The sequence below is a fragment of the Streptomyces sp. NPDC046303 genome, assembly GCF_055588085.1.
This window is the reverse complement of sequence record NZ_JBVJFA010000034.1, coordinates 1-21,951: the sequence shown is the minus strand read 5'-3', so window position 1 is coordinate 21,951 and position 21,951 is coordinate 1. Positions and strand designations below refer to the sequence as shown.

The window sequence follows — 21,951 nt, the reverse complement described above, 5'->3', positions numbered from 1 at the left end:
AGCACCAAACACCCCTAGGCGCTGAGCGGGAACTGCTCGCCCAGTTCCCGGAAGACCGCGCCGTTGAAGTCGAAGGCGCGCTTGCACTCGTCGACGATGCGCTGCTTCTCCAGGTCGTCCGCGGCGATCGCGTCGAGCAGTTCGCGGTAGGTCCGCTTGAAGGCCGCCGGGTTGGAGATGTCCGCGAAGACGTAGAAGCGGACGCCGTCGCCCTTGCGCTCGAAGCCCCAGGTGCGCTCCGCCTTGTCGCGGATGATCTGGCCGCCGGACAGGTCGCCCAGGTAGCGGGTGTAGTGGTGGGCGACGTAGCCGCCCGGCCACTCGGCCGCGCACTGGGCCACCCGGGCGGCGTAGGCCTCGGTCGCGGGCAGTGCCGCCACGTTCTCGCGCCAGTCCGGACCCAGCAGGTGCGCGAGGTCTCGCTCGATTTCGGCGACGCGCATCAGCTCGGGCCGGATGAACGGGCCGGCCACCGGGTCGTCCTTGAGGGATTCGGCCGCGTCCTCCAGGGCGCGGTACACGAACCACAACTGCTCGGTGTAGCGCGCGAACGCGTCCACCCCGAGCCGGCCGCCCATCAGGTCGCTCATGAAGGTCGACGTCTCTGCTTCGGTGTGCTGCTCGTGCGAGGCGACGCGGATGACCGTAGAGAAGGCGTCCAAGACGGACCTCCAGGAAGGGGAAACAGACGTGGCGGCATGCCCGCCACGTCCGATCTTCCTACTTAGGTATGCCTAAGTCAATGAGTTCCCGACGCCTTGTCGGTAAAAATTTCCCACGGGGCCGAACCGGCTAGGGCAGGGTCAGGATCTCCGCCCCGCTGTCGGTCACCACCAGCGTGTGCTCGAACTGCGCGGTCCGCTTGCGGTCCTTCGTGACGACCGTCCAGCCGTCCTCCCACATGTCGTACTCGTGGGTGCCCAGGGTCAGCATCGGCTCGATGGTGAACGTCATCCCCGGCTCGATGACGGTGGTGGCGTGCGGGCTGTCGTAGTGCGGGATGATCAGGCCGGAGTGGAACGAGGAATTGATGCCGTGACCGGTGAAGTCCCGGACCACGCCGTAGCCGAAACGCTTCGCGTACGACTCGATGACCCGGCCGATGACGTTGATCTGGCGGCCCGGCTTGACGGCCTTGATGGCACGGTTCAGCGCCTCCCGGGTGCGCTCCACCAGCAGCCGCGACTCCTCGTCCACCTCCCCGCACAGGTACGTGGCGTTGTTGTCGCCGTGGACTCCGCCGATGTACGCGGTCACATCGAGGTTCACGATGTCTCCGTCGCGCAGCACGGTGGAGTCCGGGATGCCGTGGCAGATGACCTCGTTCACCGAGGAGCACAGCGACTTCGGGAAGCCCCGGTAGCCCAGCGTCGACGGGTAGGCGCCGTGGTCGCACATGTACGCGTGCGCGACCCGGTCCAGCTCGTCGGTGGTCACCCCCGGAGCGATCAGCTTGGCCGCCTCCTCCATCGCCTGGGCGGCGATCCGGCCGGCGATGCGCATGGCCTCGATGGTCTCGGCCGACTGCACCTCCGGTCCGGTGTACGGGGTGGGTGCGGGCTTGCCCACGTACTCGGGACGGCGGATGTTTCCGGGAACGGAACGGACGGGGGAGAGCTCGCCTGGTACGAGCAGCGACTGGCCAGACATGCAAGCGAGTGTATCCAGCGGGGATGGGGCAGCATGGCGGCAGAGAGCGGTAGCAGCGGTAGCGAGAGGAGCCCGACAGCGATGGCCCTTTTCAAGAAGCGCCAAGTGGGCAAACCGGGCGAGTGGTACTACTGCCTGGTCCACCAGAAGGTGGAGGAGGGCCCCGAGTGCCCCGCCAAGGACCGCTTCGGTCCGTACGGGACCCCCGAGGAGGCGGCCCACGCCATGGAGACGGCGCAGGAGCGCAACCTCGAATGGCAGACCGACCCCAAGTGGAACGACAAGACGCGCGAGGAACGCGGGGAAGACGGGGGCACGGCCACCTGACCCGGCCGGCAGTGCCGGGCTACCAGCGGCTGGGCGGCGGCGCGGTCAGCTGATCGGCCAGCCGCGCCAGCCGGTCGCGGAACCGGCGCGGCCCGCGCTGCACCGGCAGGCTGTTCTCCCCGGCCGCCGCGCTGACCAGGTGTTGCACGGTGTCCAGGTCCATCCCCCCGCCCCCGCCACCGCCACCGCCGCCACCGCACCCGTCACCGCCGCCGGGCGCCCCCTCCGCGGGGCCCTGCGGCACCGAGAGCGCCTCGTGCGCGAGCGCGTCCAGATCCGGGTCCCCGCCGTCGAGGCACAGTACGGTCGCCCCTGCGCGCCGGGCGTCGTGGACCCGCTCCAGCAGCGCCTCGCCCGGCGCCCCGGGCGCCACCACCAGCAGCGTGTGCCCGCTCCGGGCCGCCTCCAGCCGGCCCAGCCCCACCGACAGGTGCGGCGGCTCCCCGGGCAGCACGTGGTGCCGTACGAGGGTGGGCGCCAGCTCCGGCTGCCCCGACCAGGCGGCCTCGTCCACCAGGTGCGCCGCCAGGTGCCAGGGCTCGTACCGCTCGGTGCCCACGAGCAGCAGGTTCCCGCCGGCCGGGACGACCGAGCGCCGCAGCGCGCCGGCGAAGCGGCGCGCGGCGCCGGGCCACTCCGTACCGGCGAGGACCTCGCGCAGCAACGCGACTCTCACGGCATCCATAGCGGCATCCTGCACCATGAACCGGACAAGCGGGAGCACTTCCTCCGCTCCACCCGGCGCCTCCCGCCCCTCTCCCTCCCCTCTCCCTCCCCTTCGGCTGTGCCGTACTCGGCAGTACCCTCGCCCCCATGACCTCCACAGACAGCACGCAGCAGCCCCCGGCCAAGACGCCCGCCAAGGACCCCCGGGACCTGCCGGACGTCTCCGGCCTCGTCGTCGGCGTCCTCGGCGGCACCGGCGACCAGGGCCGCGGCCTGGCCTACCGGTTCGCCCGGGCCGGCCAGAAGGTGATCATCGGCTCCCGTGCCGCCGACCGCGCGCACACCGCCGCCGAGGAACTGGGCCTCGGCGTGGAGGGCGCCGACAACGCCGCATGCGCGCGCCGCAGCGACATCGTGATCATCGCGGTGCCGTGGGAGGGCCACGCCAAGACCCTCGAAGCGCTGCGCGAGGACCTCGCGGGCAAGCTCGTCGTGGACTGCGTCAACCCGCTCGGCTTCGACAAGCAGGGTGCCTACGCCCTCCAGGTCGAGGAGGGCAGCGCCGCCCAGCAGGCCGCCGCCCTCCTCCCGGACTCCCGCGTCACCGCGGCCTTCCACCACCTCTCGGCGGTCCTGCTCCAGGACCAGTCGATCGAGGAGATCGACACGGATGTGATGGTCCTCGGCGAATCCCGCGCGGACACCGACCTGGTCCAGGCCCTCGCCGCCCGCATCCCGGGCATGCGCGGCGTCTTCGCGGGCCGCCTCCGCAACGCCCACCAGGTAGAAGCCCTGGTCGCCAACCTCATCTCGACCAACCGCCGCTACAAGGCCCACGCGGGCCTGCGCATCACGGACGTCTGACCGGGCCGTCCGCCGCGCACCGCCCGGACGCCCTTACGGGAACACTGCGGGGCATGGGAGACACTGGAGGGGCTCGACCCCCTTCAGTGTTTTCGAGGAGCTCTTCCCATGCCCCGCCTTGCCGTGTTCGCCGTTGTCGTCTGCGTTCTTGCCGTGGCCGCGGCCGTGGTCGCCTTCGTGGAGGGCAGCTTCCTCGGGATCATCTGGGTGCTGCTGGCCGGCCTCACGTCCAACATGGCCTGGTACTACATCCGCAAGGCCAAGGCGGAGAAGGCCGCGCGCGCGTCCTAGTCCTGCGGGACCGCGCAGAGGCCGTTGCCCTCCTGCCAGAAGCGGTAGAGGTCGCGGCCGCAGTACGTCTCCAGGTCCGACACGCCCAGGCCGGACAGCACGCCGCGCACCACGTCGAAGAAGAACGCGTTGACCTCCGGGATCCACAGCAGCGCGAACACCGCGATCAGGCCGAACGGCGCCAGCGGCGCCAGCTCGCGGCGGATCCGGTACGAGAGCCAGGGTTCGATCACCCCGTAGCCGTCGAGGCCCGGCACCGGCAGGAAGTTCAAGATCGCCGCGGAGACCTGCAGCAGGGCCAGGAAGGCCAGCGCGTAGCGGAAGGCGAGCGGGACGCCGTCCAGGGCGCCCAGCCAGAACGGGGCCGTGCACACCACCGCGAAGGCCACGTTGGCCAGCGGGCCGGCCGCCGAGATGAGGCTGTGCTTCCAGCGGCCCCGGATGCGGTCGCGCTCGATGTACACCGCGCCGCCGGGCAGGCCCAGGCCGCCCAGGATCACGAAGAGCACCGGCAGCACGATGCTCAGCAGTGCGTGCGTGTACTTGAGGGGGTTGAGGGTCAGGTAGCCCTTGGCGCCCACCGTGAGGTCGCCGCCGTGCAGGGCGGTGCGGGCGTGCGCGTATTCGTGCAGGCACAGGGAGACCACCCACGCCGAGGTCACGAAGAGGAACACGGCGAGCCCCGGGCTCGTCGAGTACCCGGTCCACACGGCCCAGCCGGTGACCGCCATGACGGCCGCGATGCCGAGGAATACGGAACTGATCCGCCGCTCGCCGCGGCTGCCCTGGTGACCCATGCCGGGCAACCTATCCCGGTCCCCGGTCGGAAATAAGGTCGGGGTCGGGCGCAGGTCCGGTGACAATGGGCCGGTGCGTTACGCGATTCTCGGAACGACCCAGGCCATGCGCGACGACGGGACCCCCGTCGCGGTCGGCGGAGCGCGCCTGCGGGCGCTGCTGACCGCGCTCGCGCTGCGGCCCGGCCGGGCGGTGCCGGCGCACCTGCTGGTCGCCGAGGTGTGGAACGGCGACCAGCCGGCCGACGCCCCGGCCGCCCTCCAGGCGCTGGTCGCGCGGCTGCGGCGGGCGCTGGGGCACCAGGCCGTACGTTCCGCCGAGGGCGGCTACCTGCTGGCCGCCGACCGCGAGGACATCGACCTGTACCGCTTCGAGCGGCTGGCCCGGGCCGGGGCCGAAGCCCTGGAGGCCGGGGACCCGGCCAAGGCCGCGACCCAGTACGAGGACGGGCTCGCCCTGTGGCGCGGGCCCGCCCTCGCCGACCTGCCGGACTCGGGCCCGGAGTCCGCGCGCTGGGACGCCGTACGGATGGACGCGCGCCGGGGCCGGCTCACCGCGGCCCTGGCCCTGGGCGGGGCCGAGCAGGCGCTGCCGGAGCTGACCGCGTTGTGCGCGCAGCAGCCGCTGGACGAGTCCCTGCAGGTCCTGCGCGTGCGGGCGCTGCGCGATGTGGGTCGCCCGGCGGAGGCCCTGGAGGCGTACGACGCCGTCCGCCGGGACCTGGCCGCCCGCCTGGGCACGGACCCGGGCCCGGCCCTGCGCGCCCTGCACGCCGAACTCCTCGCCCCGCCGGCCCCCTGGCCGGACACACAGCCCCCGCCCCCCGGCCCAACCGGACACCCGACCGCCCCCACGGGCCCCACGGACCACGCGCCCGGCAGCCCCGGCGCCGTCTCTGGCGGGCCCGGGCAAGCCCCGTACCCGGCCGCCCCCGCCGCGCCCGGGCAGGCCTCGTATCCGGCCGCTCCGGCCGGGGCTGGGCAAGCCCCGTATCCGTCCGTCTCCGCGGGGCCTGGGCAAGCCCCGTACCCGCCCGCCCCGGCCGGGCCTGGGCAAGCCCCGTATCCGTCCGTCTCCGCGGGGCCTGGGCAGCCCCCGTACCCGCCCGTCTCCGGCGGGCCTGGGCAAGGCCCGTATCCGGCCGCTCCGGCCGGGCCTGGGCAAGCCCCGTATCCGTCCGTCTCCGGCGGGCCTGGGCGAGGCCCGTACCCGCCGGTCTCCGCCGAGCCTGGGCAGCCCCCATACCCGCCCGTCTCCGCCGGGCCCGGCCAAGGCCCGTACCCGCCCGTCTCCGCCGGGCCTGGGCAAACCCCGTACCCGCCCGCCCCGGCCGGGCCCGGGCAAGCCCCGTACACGGCCGCCCCCGCCGGAGGCGCCGGGCAAGGCCTCCACCCGCCCGCACCCGCCGGAGGCAATCTGCGGGCTCGTCTCACCACCTTCGTCGGGCGGGAGGACGACATCCGCGTCATCGGCGAGGACCTCGCCCGCGCGCGGCTCGTCACCCTGCTCGGGCCCGGCGGGGCGGGCAAGACCCGGCTCTCCCAGGAGGCCGCCGAGGCGCAGGACCCGGGCGGCTGGCCCGACGGGGTGTGGCTCGTCGAGCTGGCCCCCGTGGACGACCCGGAGGACGTGGCCGAAGCCGTGCTCGCCGCGCTCGGCGCGCGGGAGACGAAGCTGCGCGGCGCCGCCGCCGAAGAGCTGCGGGCGCTGACCGAGCGCGCCGGGGACGACCCGCTCGACCGCCTCGCCGAGCACTGCGCGCGGCGGCGGCTCCTGCTGCTGCTCGACAACTGTGAGCACGTCGTCGACGCGGCCGCCGCCCTCGCCGAGCGGCTCCTCACCCACTGCCCCGGCATCCGGATCCTGGCCACCAGCCGCGAACCCCTCGGCGTGCCCGGGGAGACGCTGCGCCCGGTGGAGCCGCTGCCCGACCCGGTCGCGCTGCGGCTCCTCGCCGACCGCGGCGCCGCGGCCCGCGCGGGATTCACCGTGGCCCAGGACCCGGCCGCCTGCGCCGAGATCTGCCGCCGCCTCGACGGCCTGCCGCTGGCCATCGAACTGGCTGCGGCCCGCCTGCGGCTGCTCACCCCGCGCCAGATCGCCGACCGCCTCGACGACCGGTTCCGGCTCCTGACCGGCGGAAGCCGCACCCTGCTGCCCCGGCAGCAGACCCTGCGCGCCGTCGTCGACTGGTCCTGGGACCTGCTGGAGGAGCCCGAGCGCACCGTCCTGCGCCGCCTGTCCGTCTTCGCCGGCGGCTGCGACCTCGCCGCCGCCGAGACCGTGTGCGCCACCGACCCCCTCAATGCCACCGACCCCCTCGACGTCGCCGACTCCCTCGGCTCCCTCGTCGACAAGTCCCTCGTCGTCGCCACCCCCGGCCCCGACGGCTCCGGCATGCGCTACCGGCTGCTGGAGACGGTCGGCGAGTACGCCGCCGAGCGGCTGGCCGAGGCCGGCCGCGACCGGGAGGACACCGAGCGCCGCCACCTCGTCCACTACCGCGAACTGGCCCGCACCAGCGAGCCGCTGCTGCGCGGCCACGGCCAGCGGGCGGCCGCCGACCGGCTCGCCACCGAGTACGAGAACGTCCGTACCGCCCTGCGCCGGGCCGTCGCCGCCCGCGACGCCGACGAAGTGCTCTGCCTCATCCACTCCCTGGGCTGGTACTGGCACATGCACGACCTGCGCGCCGAGTCCCGGCACTGGTCCGACGCGGCCGCGACCCTCGGCCCCGACCCCTTCACGGAGCCCGTGGTCCCCGCGGAACCCGTGTACGAGCGGCTCGTCGACACGCCCCCGCCCTACAGCGGCGAACTGCGCGCCGAGGCCTGGCGCGCCGTCCACCTGGTCCGCCTGGCCTCCCGGGACCAGAGCAACGTCGGCTGGAACAGCCCGGAGGTCCGCGCCCAGGTCGACGGGGTGATCGCCACCTACCGGCCAGGACTCCCGCAGACCTGCCGGACCCCCGCCTCCCTCTGGATCTACGCCGTCATGATCGCGGGCGATCCGGGACTGCTCCAGCGGGTCGTCGACGCGACCGTCGACACCGCCCGCGCGCTCGGCTACCGCTGGGAGCTCGCCTCCGCCCTCCAGCTGCGGGCCAACATCCTCGCCAACCGGGCCGACTGGGCCGGCGACGCCTCCCGCGACGCCGACGAGAGCCTGGCCCTGTTCCGCGGGCTCGGCGACGCCTGGGGCTGCGCCGAAGCGCTGTCCGCCCGCGCCGAGTCCCTGGAGAAGCGCGGCGAGTACGGCCTGGCCGCCCGGGACTACCGTGAGGCGATCGCGTACGCCGAACGCCTCGGCGCCAAGGCGCAGGTGACGGTCCTGCGCGTACGGATGGCCGGGACCCTCGCCGAGGGCGGCCGGATGGAGGAGGCCGAGGAGATCCTCACCGGGATCGTCGCCACGGTGCAGCAGTACGGCAACGAGGCCATGCCCGCCGCCCGGATGTTCCTCGCGGGCATCCTCGGCCGCACCGGCCGGATCCCGGAGGCCCGCGCCCAGCTCCAGGCGCTGCGGGACGAGTTCGCGTTCGGCGCGTTCGCCATCTTCGACGGCTTCCTGCTCGGCACGCTGGCCTGGCTCGCGAACCGGGAGGGCGGCTACGAGGAGGCGCTCGCCCTGATGCGCCAGGCGATGGGGGCCATGCAGGACCCGCTCGCCCGGATGGTGGCCCCGCAGATGCCGGCGGTCTACCTGATGACCGCGGCGCTCTCGCTGGTCTCGCTCGGCGGCCCCCGCCGCGAGTACGACGCCGCGCGGCTGCTCGGCGCCTACCGGGCGCTGCTGCCGCCCCGGCACTTCCCCGTCGCCACGGAACGCGAGGACTCGGCCCGTGCGGAGGAGCTGGCGCGGGCGGCGCTCGGCGACGCCGCGTACGAGGCGGCGTACGCCGAAGGCGGCGGCCTCACCCTGGAGGAGGCCACCGCCCTCATCTGACCCGGTCCGCCCGGGACGCGATCCGGAACGGACCTGTTCGTGCATCAGGTCTTCTGGCGGAACTTGCGCACCGCGAGCGGCATGGTGACGGCGGTGATGGCGACGGACCAGGCCAGGGTCATCCACACCGAGTTGCCGATCGGCGTCCCGTTGATCAGGGCGCGGGCCGCGTCGGCCAGGTTGGACAGCGGGTTGTAGTCCGTGAAGGACTGGAGCCAGCCCGGCATGGTGGCCGGCGGGGCGAAGATCGAGCTGCCGAACTGCAGCGGCATCAGGACGAGCATCGCCATGCCCTGGACGGCCTGCGCGGTCTTCATGGTGAGACCGAGCAGAATGAAGATCCACATCAGCGAGGCGCCGAAGACGAGCGACAGCCCGATCGCGAAGAGCAGGTCGAGCACCGAGCCCTCGATCGACAGGCCGAGGATGAAGCCCACGCCCAGCAGGATGGCGATGGCGACCAGCATCCGGCCGATCTCGACGACGATCTTGGCGAGCAGTACGGACGAGCGGGCGATCGGCATGGACCGGAAGCGGTCCATCACGCCCTTCTTGAAGTCGTCGTTGACGCCGGTGCCGACGCCCATCGCGATGTTCATCCCCATCATGGCCATCAGACCGGGGATCAGGTAGCTGACGTACTGGCCCTGGTTGCCCTTGCCGGAGATCGCGCCGCCGAAGACGAAGACGAACAGCAGCGTGAAGATGATCGGCATGAACAGGACGTCGAACATCGACTCGGGGTCCTGCTTGATCTGCAGGGCGTTGCGGCGCACCAGGGCGCCGATGTGCCGCAGGTTGGCGCGCAGGCCGATGCGGCCTTCGCCGGGGGGAGCGGCCGCGGCGGCCCGGGCGGGCGCGCTCTCGGCAGGCTGCTTCGTCGTGGTGACGGTACTCATGCCGCGACTTCCTCGGTCATCTCGATGGCGGGCTTCTGGCCGGTGATGGACAGGAACACCTCGTCCAGGCTGGGCAGGTAGGTGCTGAGGTCGGCGATCGCGTACCCGCGGGCGGCCAGCAGCCCGACCACGGCGGTCAGCTGCTCGTCGCTGAGGATCGGCACCAGCAGGACGCCCTCGTCCGGCACGGCCTGCGAGCCGGCCACGCCGTCGAGCCCGGCCTCGGCCAGCGAGCGGGCCATGCCCGGCAGGTCGGCGGGGTCCACGGGGCGGATCCGCAGGGTGCGGCCGCCGACCCGGGCCTTCAGCTCGTCGACCTTGCCGTTGGCGATGACCTTGCCGCGGTCGATGACCGTCAGCTCGCTCGCGAGCTGCTCGGCCTCCTCCATGTACTGGGTGGTGAGCAGGACGGTGGCGCCCTCGGCGACCAGCCGCTGCACCTCGTCCCAGACCTCGTTGCGGGTCCGCGGGTCCAGTCCGGTGGTCGGCTCGTCCAGGTAGAGGACGGCCGGGTTGCCGATCAGGGAGGCGGCCAGGTCGAGCCGGCGCCGCATGCCGCCCGAGTAGTTCATGGCGGCCTTCTTCGCCGCCTCGGTCAGGGAGAACCGTTCCAGCATCTCGTCGGCCCGGGACCGGGCGTCCTTGCGGGACAGGTCGAGCAGCCGCCCGATCATGTAGAGGTTCTCCCAGCCGGAGAGCTTCTCGTCGACGGAGGCGTACTGGCCGGTGAGGCCGATGGTGCGGCGCAGCTGCCGCGGCTGGCGGACCACGTCGAAGCCGGCGACGGTCGCGGTTCCGGCGTCGGGGACGATCAGGGTGGACAGGCAGCGCACCAGCGTGGTCTTGCCGGCGCCGTTGGGTCCCAGGACCCCGAGGACGGTGCCCTCACGGACGTCCAGGTCGACGCCGTCCAGGGCTTTGGTCTCGCCGTAGTGCTTGACCAGCCCCCGTACTTCCACGGCGTGGGGGTTCTTGTCGTTTCGCGTCATGCCCACCATGGGACCAGCCGCCACTGACAAAGCACCGACAGCCGACCGACAGCGGACCGACAGCCGGCCGACAGGCCCGCATGCGGCCGACGGCCCGCCGACATCGCGTCGGCGGGCCGTCGGGTACGAGCCGGTCGATCAGGGGGAGATCAGTACGAGATCAGTGGAAGGAGTGCTCCGCCTGCGGGAACGTTCCGCCCACCACGTCCTCGGCGAACGCCTTCGCCGCGTCGTTCATGGTCTGGCGCAGGTTCGCGTACTGCTTCACGAACTTCGGCATCTTCCCGCCGGTCAGACCCATCATGTCGGTCCACACCAGCACCTGCGCGTCGCACTCCGCGCCCGCGCCGATGCCGACCGTCGGAATGTGCAGGGACCGGGTGACCTCGGCGGCCAGCTCGGCCGGGACCAGCTCCAGCACCACCGCGAAGGCTCCCGCGTCCTGCGCCGCCTTCGCGTCCCGCAGCAGCTGGTGCGCGGCCTCGTCGCTGCGGCCCTGGACCCGGTAGCCCATGGCGTTGACCGACTGCGGGGTCAGACCCAGGTGGGACATGACCGGGATGCCGGCCTGCACGATCAGCTCGGTCTGGCGCAGCGAGCGCTCGCCGCCCTCCAGCTTCACCGCTCCCACACCGGCCTCCTTGACGAGGCGGGTGGCGCTGCGCAGCGCCTGCACGGCGCCTTCCTGGTACGAGCCGAAGGGCATGTCGCCGATGACGAGGGCACGGCTGGTACCGCGGACGACGGCCGCCGACAGCATCGTCATCTGGTCCATCGTGACCGGAACGGTGGTGTCGTAGCCCAGGTGGCAGTTGCCCATGGAATCGCCCACGAGGATCACCGGAATGCCGGCCTCGTCGAACACGGACGCGGTCATCGCGTCGTACGCGGTGAGCATGGGCCACTTCTCGCCGCGTTCCTTGGCGAGGGTCAGGTCGCGGATGGTGATGCGCCGGGTGGACGAGCCTCCGTACAGGGTGGGGGTGCCCGACGGAGATGCTGCTGCGGGTTCGCGGGCAGGCGAAACGGCATGCGTCATTGCAACTGCTCCTTGTGTCATCTCGAGGCGCCCTCACGGCGTCCCCGGACTCACCCCCCATGGTGACACCCGCGCGGCCCGCGGCGGAAGTGGTACGGGCCGCGCGCCGGGCGGCGCGGCGCCCCCTCCACGCGCCCTCGAGCCAATGTGCGCGTTTCGTGACAAGCGGAACCCCTGGCGCACGGCCGTTCGTCCTCCGGAACGTACGACCGCGACAGGCGGTCGTGACATAGCGCACGGAAGGCTCCGTACATCGCCTAGGGTCAAGGGGCGGGGACGGAGCGCGAGCACGGCAGTGAGGGCAGTGGCATGGCACAGGCGTACATGACGGAAAAGGGGAACGGCGGCTCGGAGCCCGAGCCCTCCGCATCCCGCTTCCGACGCCGGGTGGCCGAACTGCGGGGGGATCGGGGGATCTGGCGGCGCGGGCTGGTGCTGGCGGCGGTCTCCGTATTGATCTCCCTGGTCATGATCTTCCACTCGCAGCTGCCCAACGACGTGGGCAACCTCGGCAGCCTGACCGAGACCTTCCTGCCCTGGCTGGGCCTGGCCGTCCCGGTGCTGCTGGCCGCCGCCCTGTTCCGCCGGTCGGCGACCGCGCTCATCGCGATACTGCTGACGGCCGTGGTCTGGGCGAACCTGTTCGGCGGTCTGGTCACCGACAAGTCCGGCTCCGGCGGCAACCTGATGGTCGCCACCCACAACGTGGACGCCGACAACCCCGACCCGCGCGGAACCGCCGACGCCGTGGCGAAGTCCGGGGCCGACGTACTGGCCCTGACCGAGCTCAAGGGCAGCGTCGTCCCCGTCTACGCCAAGGCCCTGGCGGGCACGTACAAGTACCACTCCGTCGAGGGCACGGTCGGCGTGTGGAGCAAGTACCCGCTGACCGCCAGCAGCCCCGTGGACATCAAGATGGGCTGGACCAGGGCCATGCGCACCACCGTGGACACCCCGCAGGGGCAGGTCGCCGTCTTCGTCGCCCACCTGCCCTCGGTCCGGGTCAAGCCGAACGCGGGCTTCACCGCCAACCAGCGCGACAACAGCGCCGACGCGCTGGGCGCCGCGCTCGCCGCCGAACCGCTGAAGAAGGTCGTCCTGCTCGGCGACCTCAACGGCACGATGAACGACCGCGCCCTGTCCGAGGTCACCTCGCAGATGCGCTCCACGCAGGGCGCCGCGGGCGACGGCTTCGGCTTCAGCTGGCCCGCCCAGTTCCCGATGGCCCGGATCGACCAGATCATGGTCCGCGGGATCACGCCGGAGGCGTCCTGGACCCTCCCGCGCACGGGCAGCGACCACCTGCCGATCGCCGCCAGGCTGACGCTGTAGTACGGCCGACGGCCGAAGGCAGAAGGGGAAGGGGCCCGCCGCTGATGCGGCGGGCCCCTTCCCCGTGCGCCTCGCGCCGTGCGCCGTGCGCAGCGGCTACGCCCCGTGCTCGCGCCAGCCGTTCGTGATCGGCAGCCGGCGGTCCTTGCCGAAGCCCTTCGCGGAGATCTTCGTGCCCGGCGGGTACTGGCGGCGCTTGTACTCCGCCGTGTCCACCATCCGCAGGGTCTTCGCGACCAGCTCGCGGTCGAAGCCGGCCGCGACGATCTCCTCGATGCCCTTGTCGCGGTCCACGTACAGGGCAAGGATCGCGTCCAGCACCGGGTAGTCCGGCAGCGAGTCCGTGTCCACCTGGCCGGGGCGCAGCTCGGCGCTCGGCGGCTTCACGATCGAGTTCTGCGGGATCGGCGGGACCTCGCCGCGCTCGGCAGCGGCCCGGTTGCGGTACGCGGCCAGCCGGAAGACGTCCGACTTGTACACGTCCTTGATCGGGCCGTACGCGCCCACCGAGTCGCCGTACAGGGTGGAGTAGCCGACGGCCAGCTCCGACTTGTTGCCCGGGGCCAGCACGATGTGGCCTTCCTGGTTGGAGACGGCCATCAGCATGGTGCCGCGCAGCCGGGACTGGAGGTTCTCCTCGGCGAGGCCGGTGAGGCCCAGCGCGCCCATGTACGCGTCGAACATCGGCTCGATCGGCACGGTGCGGAGGTTCAGCCCGGTCCGCGCGGCCAGGTCGGCCGCGTCGCCCCGGGAGTGGTCCGAGGAGTACTTCGAGGGCATCGAGATGCCGTACACGTTCTGCGCGCCGATGGCATCGCAGGCGATCGCGGCGACCAGCGCGGAGTCGATGCCGCCGGAGAGCCCGATCAGGACGGAGCGGAATCCGTTCTTCTTGACGTACGCGCGCAGGCCCACGACCAGCGCGTCGTAGATCTCCTCGTCGTCGTCGAGGCGGTCGGCGTACCCGCCGGGGACGACCGGCTCGTACGGCTCGACCGGCTCTTCGGACAGGATCACCCGGTCGATGCGCAGCCCGTCGTCGACCACGCCCTCGGGGGCGTCGGCCTGCGCCGCGGGGAGGTCGAGGTCGACGAGTACGCAGCCTTCGGAGAACTGCGGGGCGCGGGCGATGACCTCGCCGCTGTCGTCGACGACGATCGAGTCCCCGTCGAAGACCAGCTCGTCCTGTCCGCCGATCATCGCCACGTAGGCGAGGGTGCAGCCGGCTTCCTGGGCCCGCTTCTGGACCAGTTCGAGGCGCAGGTCGTCCTTGTTGCGCTCGTACGGGGAGGCGTTGATCGAGATCAGCAGTCCGGCCCCGGCGGACCGGGTGGCCGGGACGCGCCCGCCCTCCTGCCAGAGGTCCTCGCAGATGGCCAGGGCCACGTCGATGCCGCGGACCCGGATGACCGGCTGGGTGTCGCCCGGCACGAAGTACCGGAACTCGTCGAACACCCCGTAGTTGGGGAGGTGGTGCTTGGCGAAGCGCAGCACGACCTCGCCGCGGTGCAGCACGGCGGCGGCGTTCTCCGGGGAGCCGGCCGGGCGGCCGAGCCGGGGCGCCGCCTTCTCGGTGCGGTCGAGGTAGCCGACGACGACCGGCAGTTCGCCGAACCCCTCGTCCGCCAGCCGCCGCGCGAGCGCGCGCAGGCCGGCGCGGGAGGCCTCGACGAAGGACTCGCGCAGGGCGAGGTCCTCGACCGGGTACCCGGTCAGCACCATTTCCGGGAACGCCACCAGATGGGCACCCTGCTCGGCGGAGTGCCGGGTCCAGTGGACGACCGAGTCGGCGTTGGCCGCGATGTTGCCGACGTGCGAGTCGATCTGATTCAGAGCGAGACGAAGTTGAGGCACGGGCCCAGTCTAATCGTCTTTCTGACGCGATGTCCTGGGCCGCGGCCGATTTCCGTTGCGGACCCGCCGCCGGATCAGGTGAGGGGACCGGCGTACTTCACGTCGTCGAGCCCGGTTCCGGCGGAGATGTCCGCGCTGATCCGCGTGGTCCCCTCGGGGAGCTCGAACGCCGCGATGCCGCTGGCGGACTCGCCGGGGAGGATGGACCCCTGGATCATCTTCGGGACGATGCTGCCGCTGCCGTCGATGTCGAAGACCATCTCGGCGGCCATGCCCTTGTCGTCGCGGACGTTGGGCATCGCGTAGATCACGTCGTGCGGATTGGCCGAGCCGTTGGTGATGGTGATCGTGATCTGGACCGCGTTCTTCACCTGTTCGCGGGCGATCGGGCCCTTCGGCCGGTACTTCTTCGGCGCGGAGAGGGTCACCTTGACGCCGTTGTCGTACGTGAAGGTCTCGCCGAACGCCAGCGCGCTGGTCAGGCCGGGGACCTGTGTGGGCGTGGGCGTGGGCATCGGCTTCGCGCTCGGCGGTGAGTCGGGGTAGGGCAGCAGCTCGCGGTCCTGCTGCCGTTCGAGGTTGCGCCCGGCGCGGTCAACGGCCTCCTCCGCGACGAGAACGGTGAGGAAGGCGCCGCCGACGGAAGCGGCGAGGCCGAGTACGCCGAGGACGGTGCCGGTGACGGCCATCGCCTTGCGCGGGCCGCCCTTGGAAGCGCGGACCAGCGCGCCGATGCCGAGGCCCAGGGCGGTCGCGGCGAGGACGGCGCCGGCCCAGAAGAAGAAGGGGACGAGCGCGAGCAGGATGCCGATGATCCCGACGACCAGGGCGGCGACGGCCAGCCCGTTGGTGACCGGGGCGGCCTGCGGGTATCCCGGGTAGCCGGCGTAGCCGGGGTATCCGGGGTAGCCCGGGTGTCCGGGGTGTCCCGGGTGTCCGGGGTGCGGACCCGTGCCGGAGCCGGGGGTGGGCTGTGCCCACGGCTGGGCGGGGGCGGCGGGGGCCGCCGGGGGAGCGGGCGCATCGGGGGTGGGCGGGGCGAACGGGTTCCGCGGGGGCGAGGGGGGCTGCGCGGCCGACGGGGTTTCCTCTTCCCCGGCCGGGGGTTCCGCGGCCGGCGCGGGCTTCTCGAGCGAGGGGGCCTGTGCGGGCGGCGCCGGCTTCTCGAGCGAGGGCGGCTCGGCGGGCGACGGGCCCGCCCCGGGTATGGGGGTGCCGTCCGGTCCCGTCGGCGGTTCGTCCGGGGTGCTGGGCGGGTTCGGCGGAGTGCTCATACCGGCGGAGGCGTCCTTTTGTCGCAGCAGTCCTGATCACCGCAAGGGTGCCACGCCGCCGCCCGGCCCCCACCGGGTTTTCACAGGGGAGCACCTGCCGGGCCGGGTGTTGCCGCGCCCCCGAGCGGCGCGGCGACTCGCCGGGAACTGCCCGTCAGGCCGGGACGTTACCCGCAGCGGGTATCCGATCGGAGGACCGACCCGTCTTTGCATAGGATTAGTCACACTATGTCCCCTCATGGCCTCACTCCGCGCACCGCCGGGCCGGTCGCCGCGCTCATAGCCCTGGGCGCCGCCGCCTACACCGCGTGGGTGCTCGAAGTCGTCCTCTCCACGGGCCTCAATCCCATCGAGACGTACGTCAGCGAGCTGGCCGCCCAGGACCAGCCGCTCGGCGGCCTCTTCCGGGCGACCGACTTCACGGCCGGGATGTTCGCCTTCCTCGGCGGACTGCTGGCGCTGCTCCGGCTGGTGCGGCACTCCGAGTCCCGCCGCCTGTGGGCGGTCGCAGGCTGGGCGGGCGTCGCCCTGTTCGGTGCGGCCACCGCCGCCGACGCCTGGCTGCCGCTGAGCTGCGCGCCCACCGCGGATCCGGAGTGCGCCGCCCGCGAGACCGCCGGGCTCGTCCCCGCCACCCATCAGGCCCATGCCGTCAGCAGCAGCCTGGCCATGACCGGCGCCCTGGTCGGGATCGTGGCCCTCACCGTCGCCGCCCGCCGCTACGGCTGGTTCGCCCCGCTCGCCCGCTACGGGCCGCTGCTCGTCGCCCTCGAACTGCTCGCCACCGTCTGGACCCTGTACTCCATCGCGATGTTCACCGCCGGACGCGGAACCTGGGCGCTGGGCGCCGGCCAGCGCCTCCAGGTGCTGTTCGTCGCGCTCTGGCTGGGCCTGCTCGCGTACTCCGTCCACCGGGAGCGCCGCACGTGAACAGGGGGTACGGGGACGCGCGATCCAGGGCTGCGCGGTCCGGGAACGGCGCCGGCCGGTTCGTCCGCGTGGACGGGGTCCCGCTGCACGTCGTCGTCGAGGGCCGCGGGCCGGTGGCCGTGCTCAGTGCCGGGCTCGCCATGGCCTGGTTCGACTGGGACGCGGTCGCCGCCCTGCTGGTGGCCCGCGGCCGCACCGTCGTCCGCTTCGACCGCCCCGGGCACGGCCTCAGCGGCCCCGCCACCGCTCCGGCGACCGCCGCCGGGGAGGCGCACCGGATCGCCGGCCTGCTGGACGCCCTGCGGCTCCCGGGGCCCGTCACCGTCGTCGGCCACTCGATCGCCGGATTCCACGCCGAGGCCTTCGCCCGCCTCCACCCGGAGCGCACCGCCGCCCTGGTGCTGGTCGACTCCAGCGTGGAGGAGGCCCCCCGTCCGGTGCTGCCCGCGGCCCTGCGCACCGCCGCCGCCCGCGCGCTCGGCCGGGCCGCGACCGCCGCCGGACTGCCCGCCGCGCTGGGACCGGCGGCCCGGCGGGCGACCGTACGGGCCTCCCGCACCGGCGGCGGCGACCCGGCCGCGCGGGAGCTCGTACGCCGCTGCTACCGCACCGGCCGCGTCTGGCGCGGGGCCCTGCTGGAGAACGCGGGCTACCCGGACACCGCCGCCGAGGTCCTGGCGCTGCGCGGAACGCACGCGCTGACCGCGCCGGCCACCGTCCTCGTCGCCCACGACGGCTCCGGGGGCCGCGGCGCCCTGCGCTGGCCGGCCCGGCAGGCGGAGCTCGCCGACCGGCTGGGGGCCCGCTTCGAGGTCGTCGAGCCCGCCGGCCACCTGGTCATGCTGGACCGCCCGGACCAGGTGGCCCGGGCGGTCCTGCACGCCGCGGCCGATCAGGACCGTGCGTAGACCTTCTCCATCCAGCCGGCGAGCTGGTCGTCCGTGAGGTGCTTGGCCAGGTCGGCCTCGCTGATCATGCCGACGAGCTTCTTGTTCCGGATCACCGGCAGCCGCTTGATCTGGTGGCTCTCCATCTCCTCGAGCACTTCGGAGACGTCCGCACCCGCGTCGATCCAGCGCGGCGTGCCCTGCGCCATGTCACCGGCCGTCACCTTCGCCGGGTTGTGGCCCTTGGCCACGCAGCCGACCACGATGTCGCGGTCGGTCAGGATGCCGCAGAGCCGTTCCGTCTTGTCGCTGATGGGCAGCGCGCCCACATTGAGGCGGGCCATCAGCTGGGCGGCCCGGTCGAGGGTCTCGGTGGCGGGGATCCACTGGGCCCCGGCGTGCATGATCTCTCCGGCGGTGGTCATCGCATCAACCTCCTGAGCGCCGTTGTGCGGCGGGACGCGGACGCGCCCGCCTCGGCACCTCCGTCCAGGACGGGCCAGTGCACGCCCGTACGGCCGGGAGGCGCCCTCCCCCCACCGTACGGGCGTCCCCCGTCACCCGCGCGGCGCAGCCCCGCGCTGCCGCAGCATGTCCGCCATCAGGGTGAGCTCCGAGCGCTGCGCGTCGACCATGCCCTGCGCCAGCTCCTGCTCGACCGGGGTCCGGCACTGCCGCGCGCAGCCCTCGGCCATCGCGACGCCGCCCACGTGGTGGTCGGTCATCAGCTGGAGGTAGAGCACCTCGGCGTCCCGGCCGGAGGCCGCCTCCAGCCGGGTGAGCTCCTCCTTGGTGGCCATGCCGGGCATCAGCGCGCCGGGCTTGGCGGTGTGGCCGTCGCCGTGGCCGGCATGCCCTCCCCCGGCCCCCGGGGTGCCCATCCAGGACATCGGCGGCTCGCCTGCCACCACCTTCGGCAGCCCCCACAGGTCCAGCCACCCGAGCAGCATGCCCCGCTGGTTGGCCTGGGTGTTGGCGATGTCGTAGGCGAGGCTGCGCACCGCCTCGTCCTGCGTGCGGTCCCGTACGAGGAACGACATCTCCACCGCCTGCTGGTGGTGCACCGCCATGTCCCGGGCGAAGCCCGCGTCCGGCGAGTGCAGCGCCGGGGTGCGGGCCGCCGTACCGCTGCCGCCGGTGCCGCCGGTGCCGCCGGTGCCGCCGGTGTCGCCGGTGTCGCCGGTCGCGGCGGCGACCGTGGCGGCCGCCGCGAACAGCAGCGCCAGCAGGACGGCCGTGCCGGCGACCCAGTACGTACGGGCGGCGCCGCCGGGCCGTCGGGTCACTGGCCGACCACGCCGTTGGTGCAGGCGGCGCCCGGCTCCGGGGTCTGCGGGCCCTGCACGTACTTGGTGAAGAACTGCGCCACGCGCGGGTCGTCGGCCTTCTCCACGGTCAGCTGCTTGCCCCACGCGCTGAGCATGATCGCGCCGGCCTGCTCCTTGACCGGGCTCATCAGCGTGTACGGGGTCTTGCCGACGGTCTGGGCGAGCTTGTCCACCTCGCCCTGGGCGGCCTTGTCGTTGTACGTCACCCAGACCGCGCCGTGCTCCAGCGAGTGCACCGCGTTCACCTCGGGCACCGGGTTCTTGTAGACGTCGCCGTTGCAGTTCATCCAGCGGGGGTGGTGGTCACCGCCGACCGGGGGGTTCATCTCGTACTTCACCGGGGTCTCGACGTGGTTGCGGCCGAGGGTCTTGGCCTCCCAGGTCTGCTCGCCGTCGACCGGCGACTTGCGGGCCAGTTCGATGGCGTCCTTCTTGCGCTGCTCGGTCTGCTTCTGGTCGATCAGCACCCAGGCGCCGAAACCGACCAGGCCGACGACGATGACCGAGGAGGTCGTGATCGCGATGGCCTTGTTGCGGCGGTCGCGCGCTTTTTCGGCCCGGCGCATTTCGGCTATGCGCGCCTGGCGGGAGTGCTGCTCTGAGGTCTTTCCGGACTTGCTGGCCATGGTGCCCTGGTTCCTTCTGCTGTGAGGGGGGTGGATGGACGCGAAACCGGACCCGTCAGGTCCGCAGCACCTGGAGGGCATGCAGGTCAGGGGCGCGCGCGAACGCGAGGGGAGCCCGGATCCGGCCCGGAGCGCCGGCCGCGGCGACGGGCGGCGGATCGCCGCCGGCCACGGTCACGGCGGGCGGCGGCACGGGCAGCAGCCCGGGCGTCACATGGGCGAGGGCCGAACAGCCGGGCAGGTCGTACGGGGACACGCAGACGGCACGCGCCGATCCGTGCCGGTGGTGGACGGGGGCCGGGACGTATCCCTGGACGTGTCCCTGGTCCTGGTCCTGGACCTGCGCCTGGACCTGCGCCTGGACCTGCGCCTGGACCTGCGCCTGGACCTGCCCTTGGGTGGGTGCCGGGGCCGGTGGTTCACCGGGCGGCGCGCAGAAGAGCAGCACCCCGGCGACCGCCGCGGCGAGTGCGCCGACGAGCGGGCCGCGGGCGACCGTCAGCAGGGCGCGCAGAAGGCCGGGGCGTGTGTGACGCCCCCCTCGCGTGTGCCCTCGGCCCCCCATGGGCGCAGATGGTAATGCTCATGACCACCGCATGGTCAGAGCGGGGGTGTCACGACCTTTGCGGGGTGCGTAATGTGGCGGAAACCACCGCTGGCGATACTGGTCCGCCCCCAGCTGTGCGCCGGGCCCCCTCGGTGGTGGTGCACAGGCCGTCTGAACTGCGAGGATGAAGGCATGGACAAGCAGCAGGAATTCGTCCTCCGGACGCTTGAGGAGCGCGACATCCGCTTCGTGCGCCTGTGGTTCACCGACGTACTGGGCTTCCTCAAGTCCGTCGCGGTCGCCCCCGCGGAGCTGGAGCAGGCCTTCGACGAGGGCATCGGCTTCGACGGCTCCGCGATCGAGGGCTTCGCCCGGGTCTACGAGTCCGACATGATCGCCAAGCCGGACCCGAGCACCTTCCAGATACTGCCGTGGCGCGCCGAGGCCCCCGGGACCGCCCGCATGTTCTGCGACATCCTGATGCCGGACGGTTCCCCGTCCTTCGCGGACCCGCGCTTCGTCCTCAAGCGCATCCTGGCCAAGACCTCGGACCTGGGCTTCACCTTCTACACCCACCCCGAGATCGAGTTCTTCCTGCTGAAGGACAAGCCGCTGGACGGCACCCGCCCGGTCCCGGCCGACAACTCCGGCTACTTCGACCACACTCCGCAGAACGTGGGCATGGACTTCCGCCGCCAGGCGATCACCATGCTCGAATCGATGGGCATCTCGGTGGAGTTCAGCCACCACGAGGGCGCTCCGGGCCAGCAGGAGATCGACCTCCGCTACGCCGACGCCCTGTCCACCGCCGACAACATCATGACCTTCCGCCTGGTCATGAAGCAGGTCGCCCTCGAGCAGGGCGTCCAGGCCACCTTCATGCCCAAGCCCTTCTCGGAATACCCGGGTTCGGGCATGCACACCCACCTCTCCCTCTTCGAGGGGGACCGCAACGCCTTCTACGAGTCGGGCGCCGAGTACCAGCTCTCCAAGGTCGGCCGCTCCTTCATCGCGGGCCTGCTGAAGCACGCCGCCGAAACGGCGGCGGTCACCAACCAGTGGGTCAACTCGTACAAGCGTATCTGGGGCGGCTCCTCCCGCACGGCCGGCTCGGGCGGCGAGGCCCCCTCGTACATCTGCTGGGGCCACAACAACCGCTCCGCGCTGATCCGCGTCCCGATGTACAAGCCGGGCAAGACCGGCTCCGCGCGCGTCGAGGTCCGCTCGATCGACTCGGGCGCCAACCCCTACCTCACGTACGCCGTCCTCCTGGCGGCGGGCCTCAAGGGCATCGAGGAGGGCTACGAACTCCCGGCCGGCGCCGACGACGACGTCTGGGCCCTCTCCGACGCCGAACGCCGCGCGATGGGCATCGAACCCCTCCCCCAGAACCTCGGCGAGGCCATCGCCCTGATGGAACGCAGCGAACTGGTCGCCGAAACCCTCGGCGAACACGTCTTCGACTTCTTCCTCCGCAACAAGAAGCAGGAGTGGGAGGAATACCGCTCGGAGGTCACGGCCTTCGAACTCCGCAAGAACCTTCCCGTCCTGTAACCGGAGTTCAGTTCCGCCGTCGGAAAGTTCTGGCGTCCCGGGGGGGGGGGGGGGGGCCCCCCGCCCCGGGGCGTTTTTCCGTCGCTTTGCGGGTGTGTCGACGCCCCCCCCCTCTAAGGGCACAGAACTGGAAAGGGTTGTTGTGGGGGAA

The 21,951-nt window shown here is 72.6% G+C and carries 21 protein-coding genes; 8 read left to right on the top strand and 13 right to left on the bottom strand.

Going from position 1 to position 21,951, the window contains the following annotated elements; genetic code table 11:
- Positions 1-14: 14 nt before the first annotated feature.
- A complete protein-coding gene (locus ACZ6I1_RS28275) occupies positions 15-662 on the bottom strand; it encodes a biliverdin-producing heme oxygenase (protein ID WP_469291745.1) in 648 nt (215 codons plus the stop codon).
- Between the two features lie 130 nt (positions 663-792).
- Entirely contained in the window at positions 793-1,650 is an 858-nt protein-coding gene (map, locus tag ACZ6I1_RS28270) for a type I methionyl aminopeptidase (RefSeq protein ID WP_469291744.1), read from the bottom strand.
- Between the two features lie 81 nt (positions 1,651-1,731).
- Here map and ACZ6I1_RS28265 point away from each other — a divergent pair, with 81 nt between their 5' ends.
- Positions 1,732-1,977, top strand: coding sequence for a hypothetical protein (locus tag ACZ6I1_RS28265; protein ID WP_469291743.1), 246 nt, complete (start codon positions 1,732-1,734; stop codon positions 1,975-1,977).
- A 19-nt stretch (positions 1,978-1,996) separates the two neighbouring features.
- On the opposite strand, the gene ACZ6I1_RS28260 is transcribed toward ACZ6I1_RS28265, so the two are convergent.
- A complete protein-coding gene (locus ACZ6I1_RS28260; RefSeq protein ID WP_469291742.1) occupies positions 1,997-2,662 on the bottom strand; it encodes a hypothetical protein in 666 nt (221 codons plus the stop codon).
- A 128-nt stretch (positions 2,663-2,790) separates the two neighbouring features.
- Between ACZ6I1_RS28260 and npdG the strand changes: the two genes are divergently transcribed.
- Entirely contained in the window at positions 2,791-3,507 is a 717-nt protein-coding gene (gene npdG / locus ACZ6I1_RS28255) for an NADPH-dependent F420 reductase (protein ID WP_469291741.1), read from the top strand.
- Positions 3,508-3,615: 108 nt separating this feature from the next.
- Complete coding sequence (locus tag ACZ6I1_RS28250; protein ID WP_469291740.1) at positions 3,616-3,798, top strand: hypothetical protein; 183 nt, start codon at positions 3,616-3,618, stop codon at positions 3,796-3,798.
- Here ACZ6I1_RS28250 and ACZ6I1_RS28245 read toward each other — a convergent pair.
- On the bottom strand, positions 3,795-4,595 hold the full coding sequence (locus tag ACZ6I1_RS28245; protein ID WP_469291739.1) for a site-2 protease family protein: 801 nt from the start codon (positions 4,593-4,595) through the stop codon (positions 3,795-3,797). The genes ACZ6I1_RS28250 and ACZ6I1_RS28245 overlap by 4 nt on opposite strands.
- A gap of 73 nt (positions 4,596-4,668) precedes the next feature.
- Between ACZ6I1_RS28245 and ACZ6I1_RS28240 the strand changes: the two genes are divergently transcribed.
- Entirely contained in the window at positions 4,669-8,541 is a 3,873-nt protein-coding gene (locus ACZ6I1_RS28240) for a BTAD domain-containing putative transcriptional regulator (RefSeq protein WP_469291738.1), read from the top strand.
- Positions 8,542-8,585: 44 nt separating this feature from the next.
- Here the strand turns inward: ACZ6I1_RS28240 and ACZ6I1_RS28235 are convergent, their stop codons facing one another.
- The 3 genes from ACZ6I1_RS28235 to panB form a co-directional block, all read right to left on the bottom strand.
- Positions 8,586-9,440, bottom strand: a complete 855-nt coding sequence (locus ACZ6I1_RS28235; protein ID WP_469291737.1) for an ABC transporter permease — start codon at positions 9,438-9,440, stop codon at positions 8,586-8,588.
- Positions 9,437-10,429: an ATP-binding cassette domain-containing protein gene (locus tag ACZ6I1_RS28230; protein ID WP_469291736.1), complete on the bottom strand. Its 993-nt coding sequence runs from the start codon at positions 10,427-10,429 to the stop codon at positions 9,437-9,439. Before ACZ6I1_RS28230 ends, ACZ6I1_RS28235 begins: the two co-directional genes overlap by 4 nt.
- Before the next feature lie 160 nt (positions 10,430-10,589).
- Positions 10,590-11,468 (bottom strand): 3-methyl-2-oxobutanoate hydroxymethyltransferase, encoded by an 879-nt coding sequence (gene panB, locus ACZ6I1_RS28225; protein WP_469291735.1) that lies wholly within the window; start codon positions 11,466-11,468, stop codon positions 10,590-10,592.
- 309 nt (positions 11,469-11,777) lie between these two features.
- Between panB and ACZ6I1_RS28220 the strand changes: the two genes are divergently transcribed.
- A complete protein-coding gene (locus ACZ6I1_RS28220; protein ID WP_469291734.1) occupies positions 11,778-12,800 on the top strand; it encodes an endonuclease/exonuclease/phosphatase family protein in 1,023 nt (340 codons plus the stop codon).
- Positions 12,801-12,896: 96 nt separating this feature from the next.
- On the opposite strand, the gene ACZ6I1_RS28215 is transcribed toward ACZ6I1_RS28220, so the two are convergent.
- Entirely contained in the window at positions 12,897-14,654 is a 1,758-nt protein-coding gene (locus ACZ6I1_RS28215) for an NAD+ synthase (protein ID WP_469291733.1), read from the bottom strand.
- Positions 14,655-14,728: 74 nt separating this feature from the next.
- On the bottom strand, positions 14,729-15,928 hold the full coding sequence (locus ACZ6I1_RS28210; protein ID WP_469291732.1) for a DUF4190 domain-containing protein: 1,200 nt from the start codon (positions 15,926-15,928) through the stop codon (positions 14,729-14,731).
- A gap of 228 nt (positions 15,929-16,156) precedes the next feature.
- Here ACZ6I1_RS28210 and ACZ6I1_RS28205 point away from each other — a divergent pair, with 228 nt between their 5' ends.
- Both ACZ6I1_RS28205 and ACZ6I1_RS28200 read left to right on the top strand, forming a co-directional pair.
- Positions 16,157-16,858: a DUF998 domain-containing protein gene (locus tag ACZ6I1_RS28205; protein ID WP_469291731.1), complete on the top strand. Its 702-nt coding sequence runs from the start codon at positions 16,157-16,159 to the stop codon at positions 16,856-16,858.
- A gap of 68 nt (positions 16,859-16,926) precedes the next feature.
- A complete protein-coding gene (locus ACZ6I1_RS28200) occupies positions 16,927-17,766 on the top strand; it encodes an alpha/beta fold hydrolase (RefSeq protein WP_469291730.1) in 840 nt (279 codons plus the stop codon).
- On the opposite strand, the gene ACZ6I1_RS28195 is transcribed toward ACZ6I1_RS28200, so the two are convergent.
- The 4 genes from ACZ6I1_RS28195 to ACZ6I1_RS28180 form a co-directional block, all read right to left on the bottom strand.
- On the bottom strand, positions 17,751-18,170 hold the full coding sequence (locus ACZ6I1_RS28195) for a CBS domain-containing protein (protein WP_469291729.1): 420 nt from the start codon (positions 18,168-18,170) through the stop codon (positions 17,751-17,753). The two genes, ACZ6I1_RS28200 and ACZ6I1_RS28195, sit on opposite strands and share 16 nt — an antisense overlap.
- A gap of 132 nt (positions 18,171-18,302) precedes the next feature.
- A complete protein-coding gene (locus tag ACZ6I1_RS28190) occupies positions 18,303-19,031 on the bottom strand; it encodes a DUF305 domain-containing protein (protein ID WP_469291728.1) in 729 nt (242 codons plus the stop codon).
- Positions 19,028-19,699 carry a DUF3105 domain-containing protein gene (locus ACZ6I1_RS28185; RefSeq protein ID WP_469291727.1) on the bottom strand — a complete coding sequence of 224 codons (672 nt, stop codon included), beginning with the start codon at positions 19,697-19,699 and terminating at the stop codon, positions 19,028-19,030. The genes ACZ6I1_RS28190 and ACZ6I1_RS28185 overlap by 4 nt, the downstream gene beginning before the upstream one ends.
- Before the next feature lie 55 nt (positions 19,700-19,754).
- A complete protein-coding gene (locus ACZ6I1_RS28180; protein ID WP_469291726.1) occupies positions 19,755-20,264 on the bottom strand; it encodes a hypothetical protein in 510 nt (169 codons plus the stop codon).
- 174 nt (positions 20,265-20,438) lie between these two features.
- Between ACZ6I1_RS28180 and ACZ6I1_RS28175 the strand changes: the two genes are divergently transcribed.
- Positions 20,439-21,800, top strand: a complete 1,362-nt coding sequence (locus ACZ6I1_RS28175; RefSeq protein ID WP_469291725.1) for a glutamine synthetase family protein — start codon at positions 20,439-20,441, stop codon at positions 21,798-21,800.
- Positions 21,801-21,951: the final 151 nt, after the last annotated feature.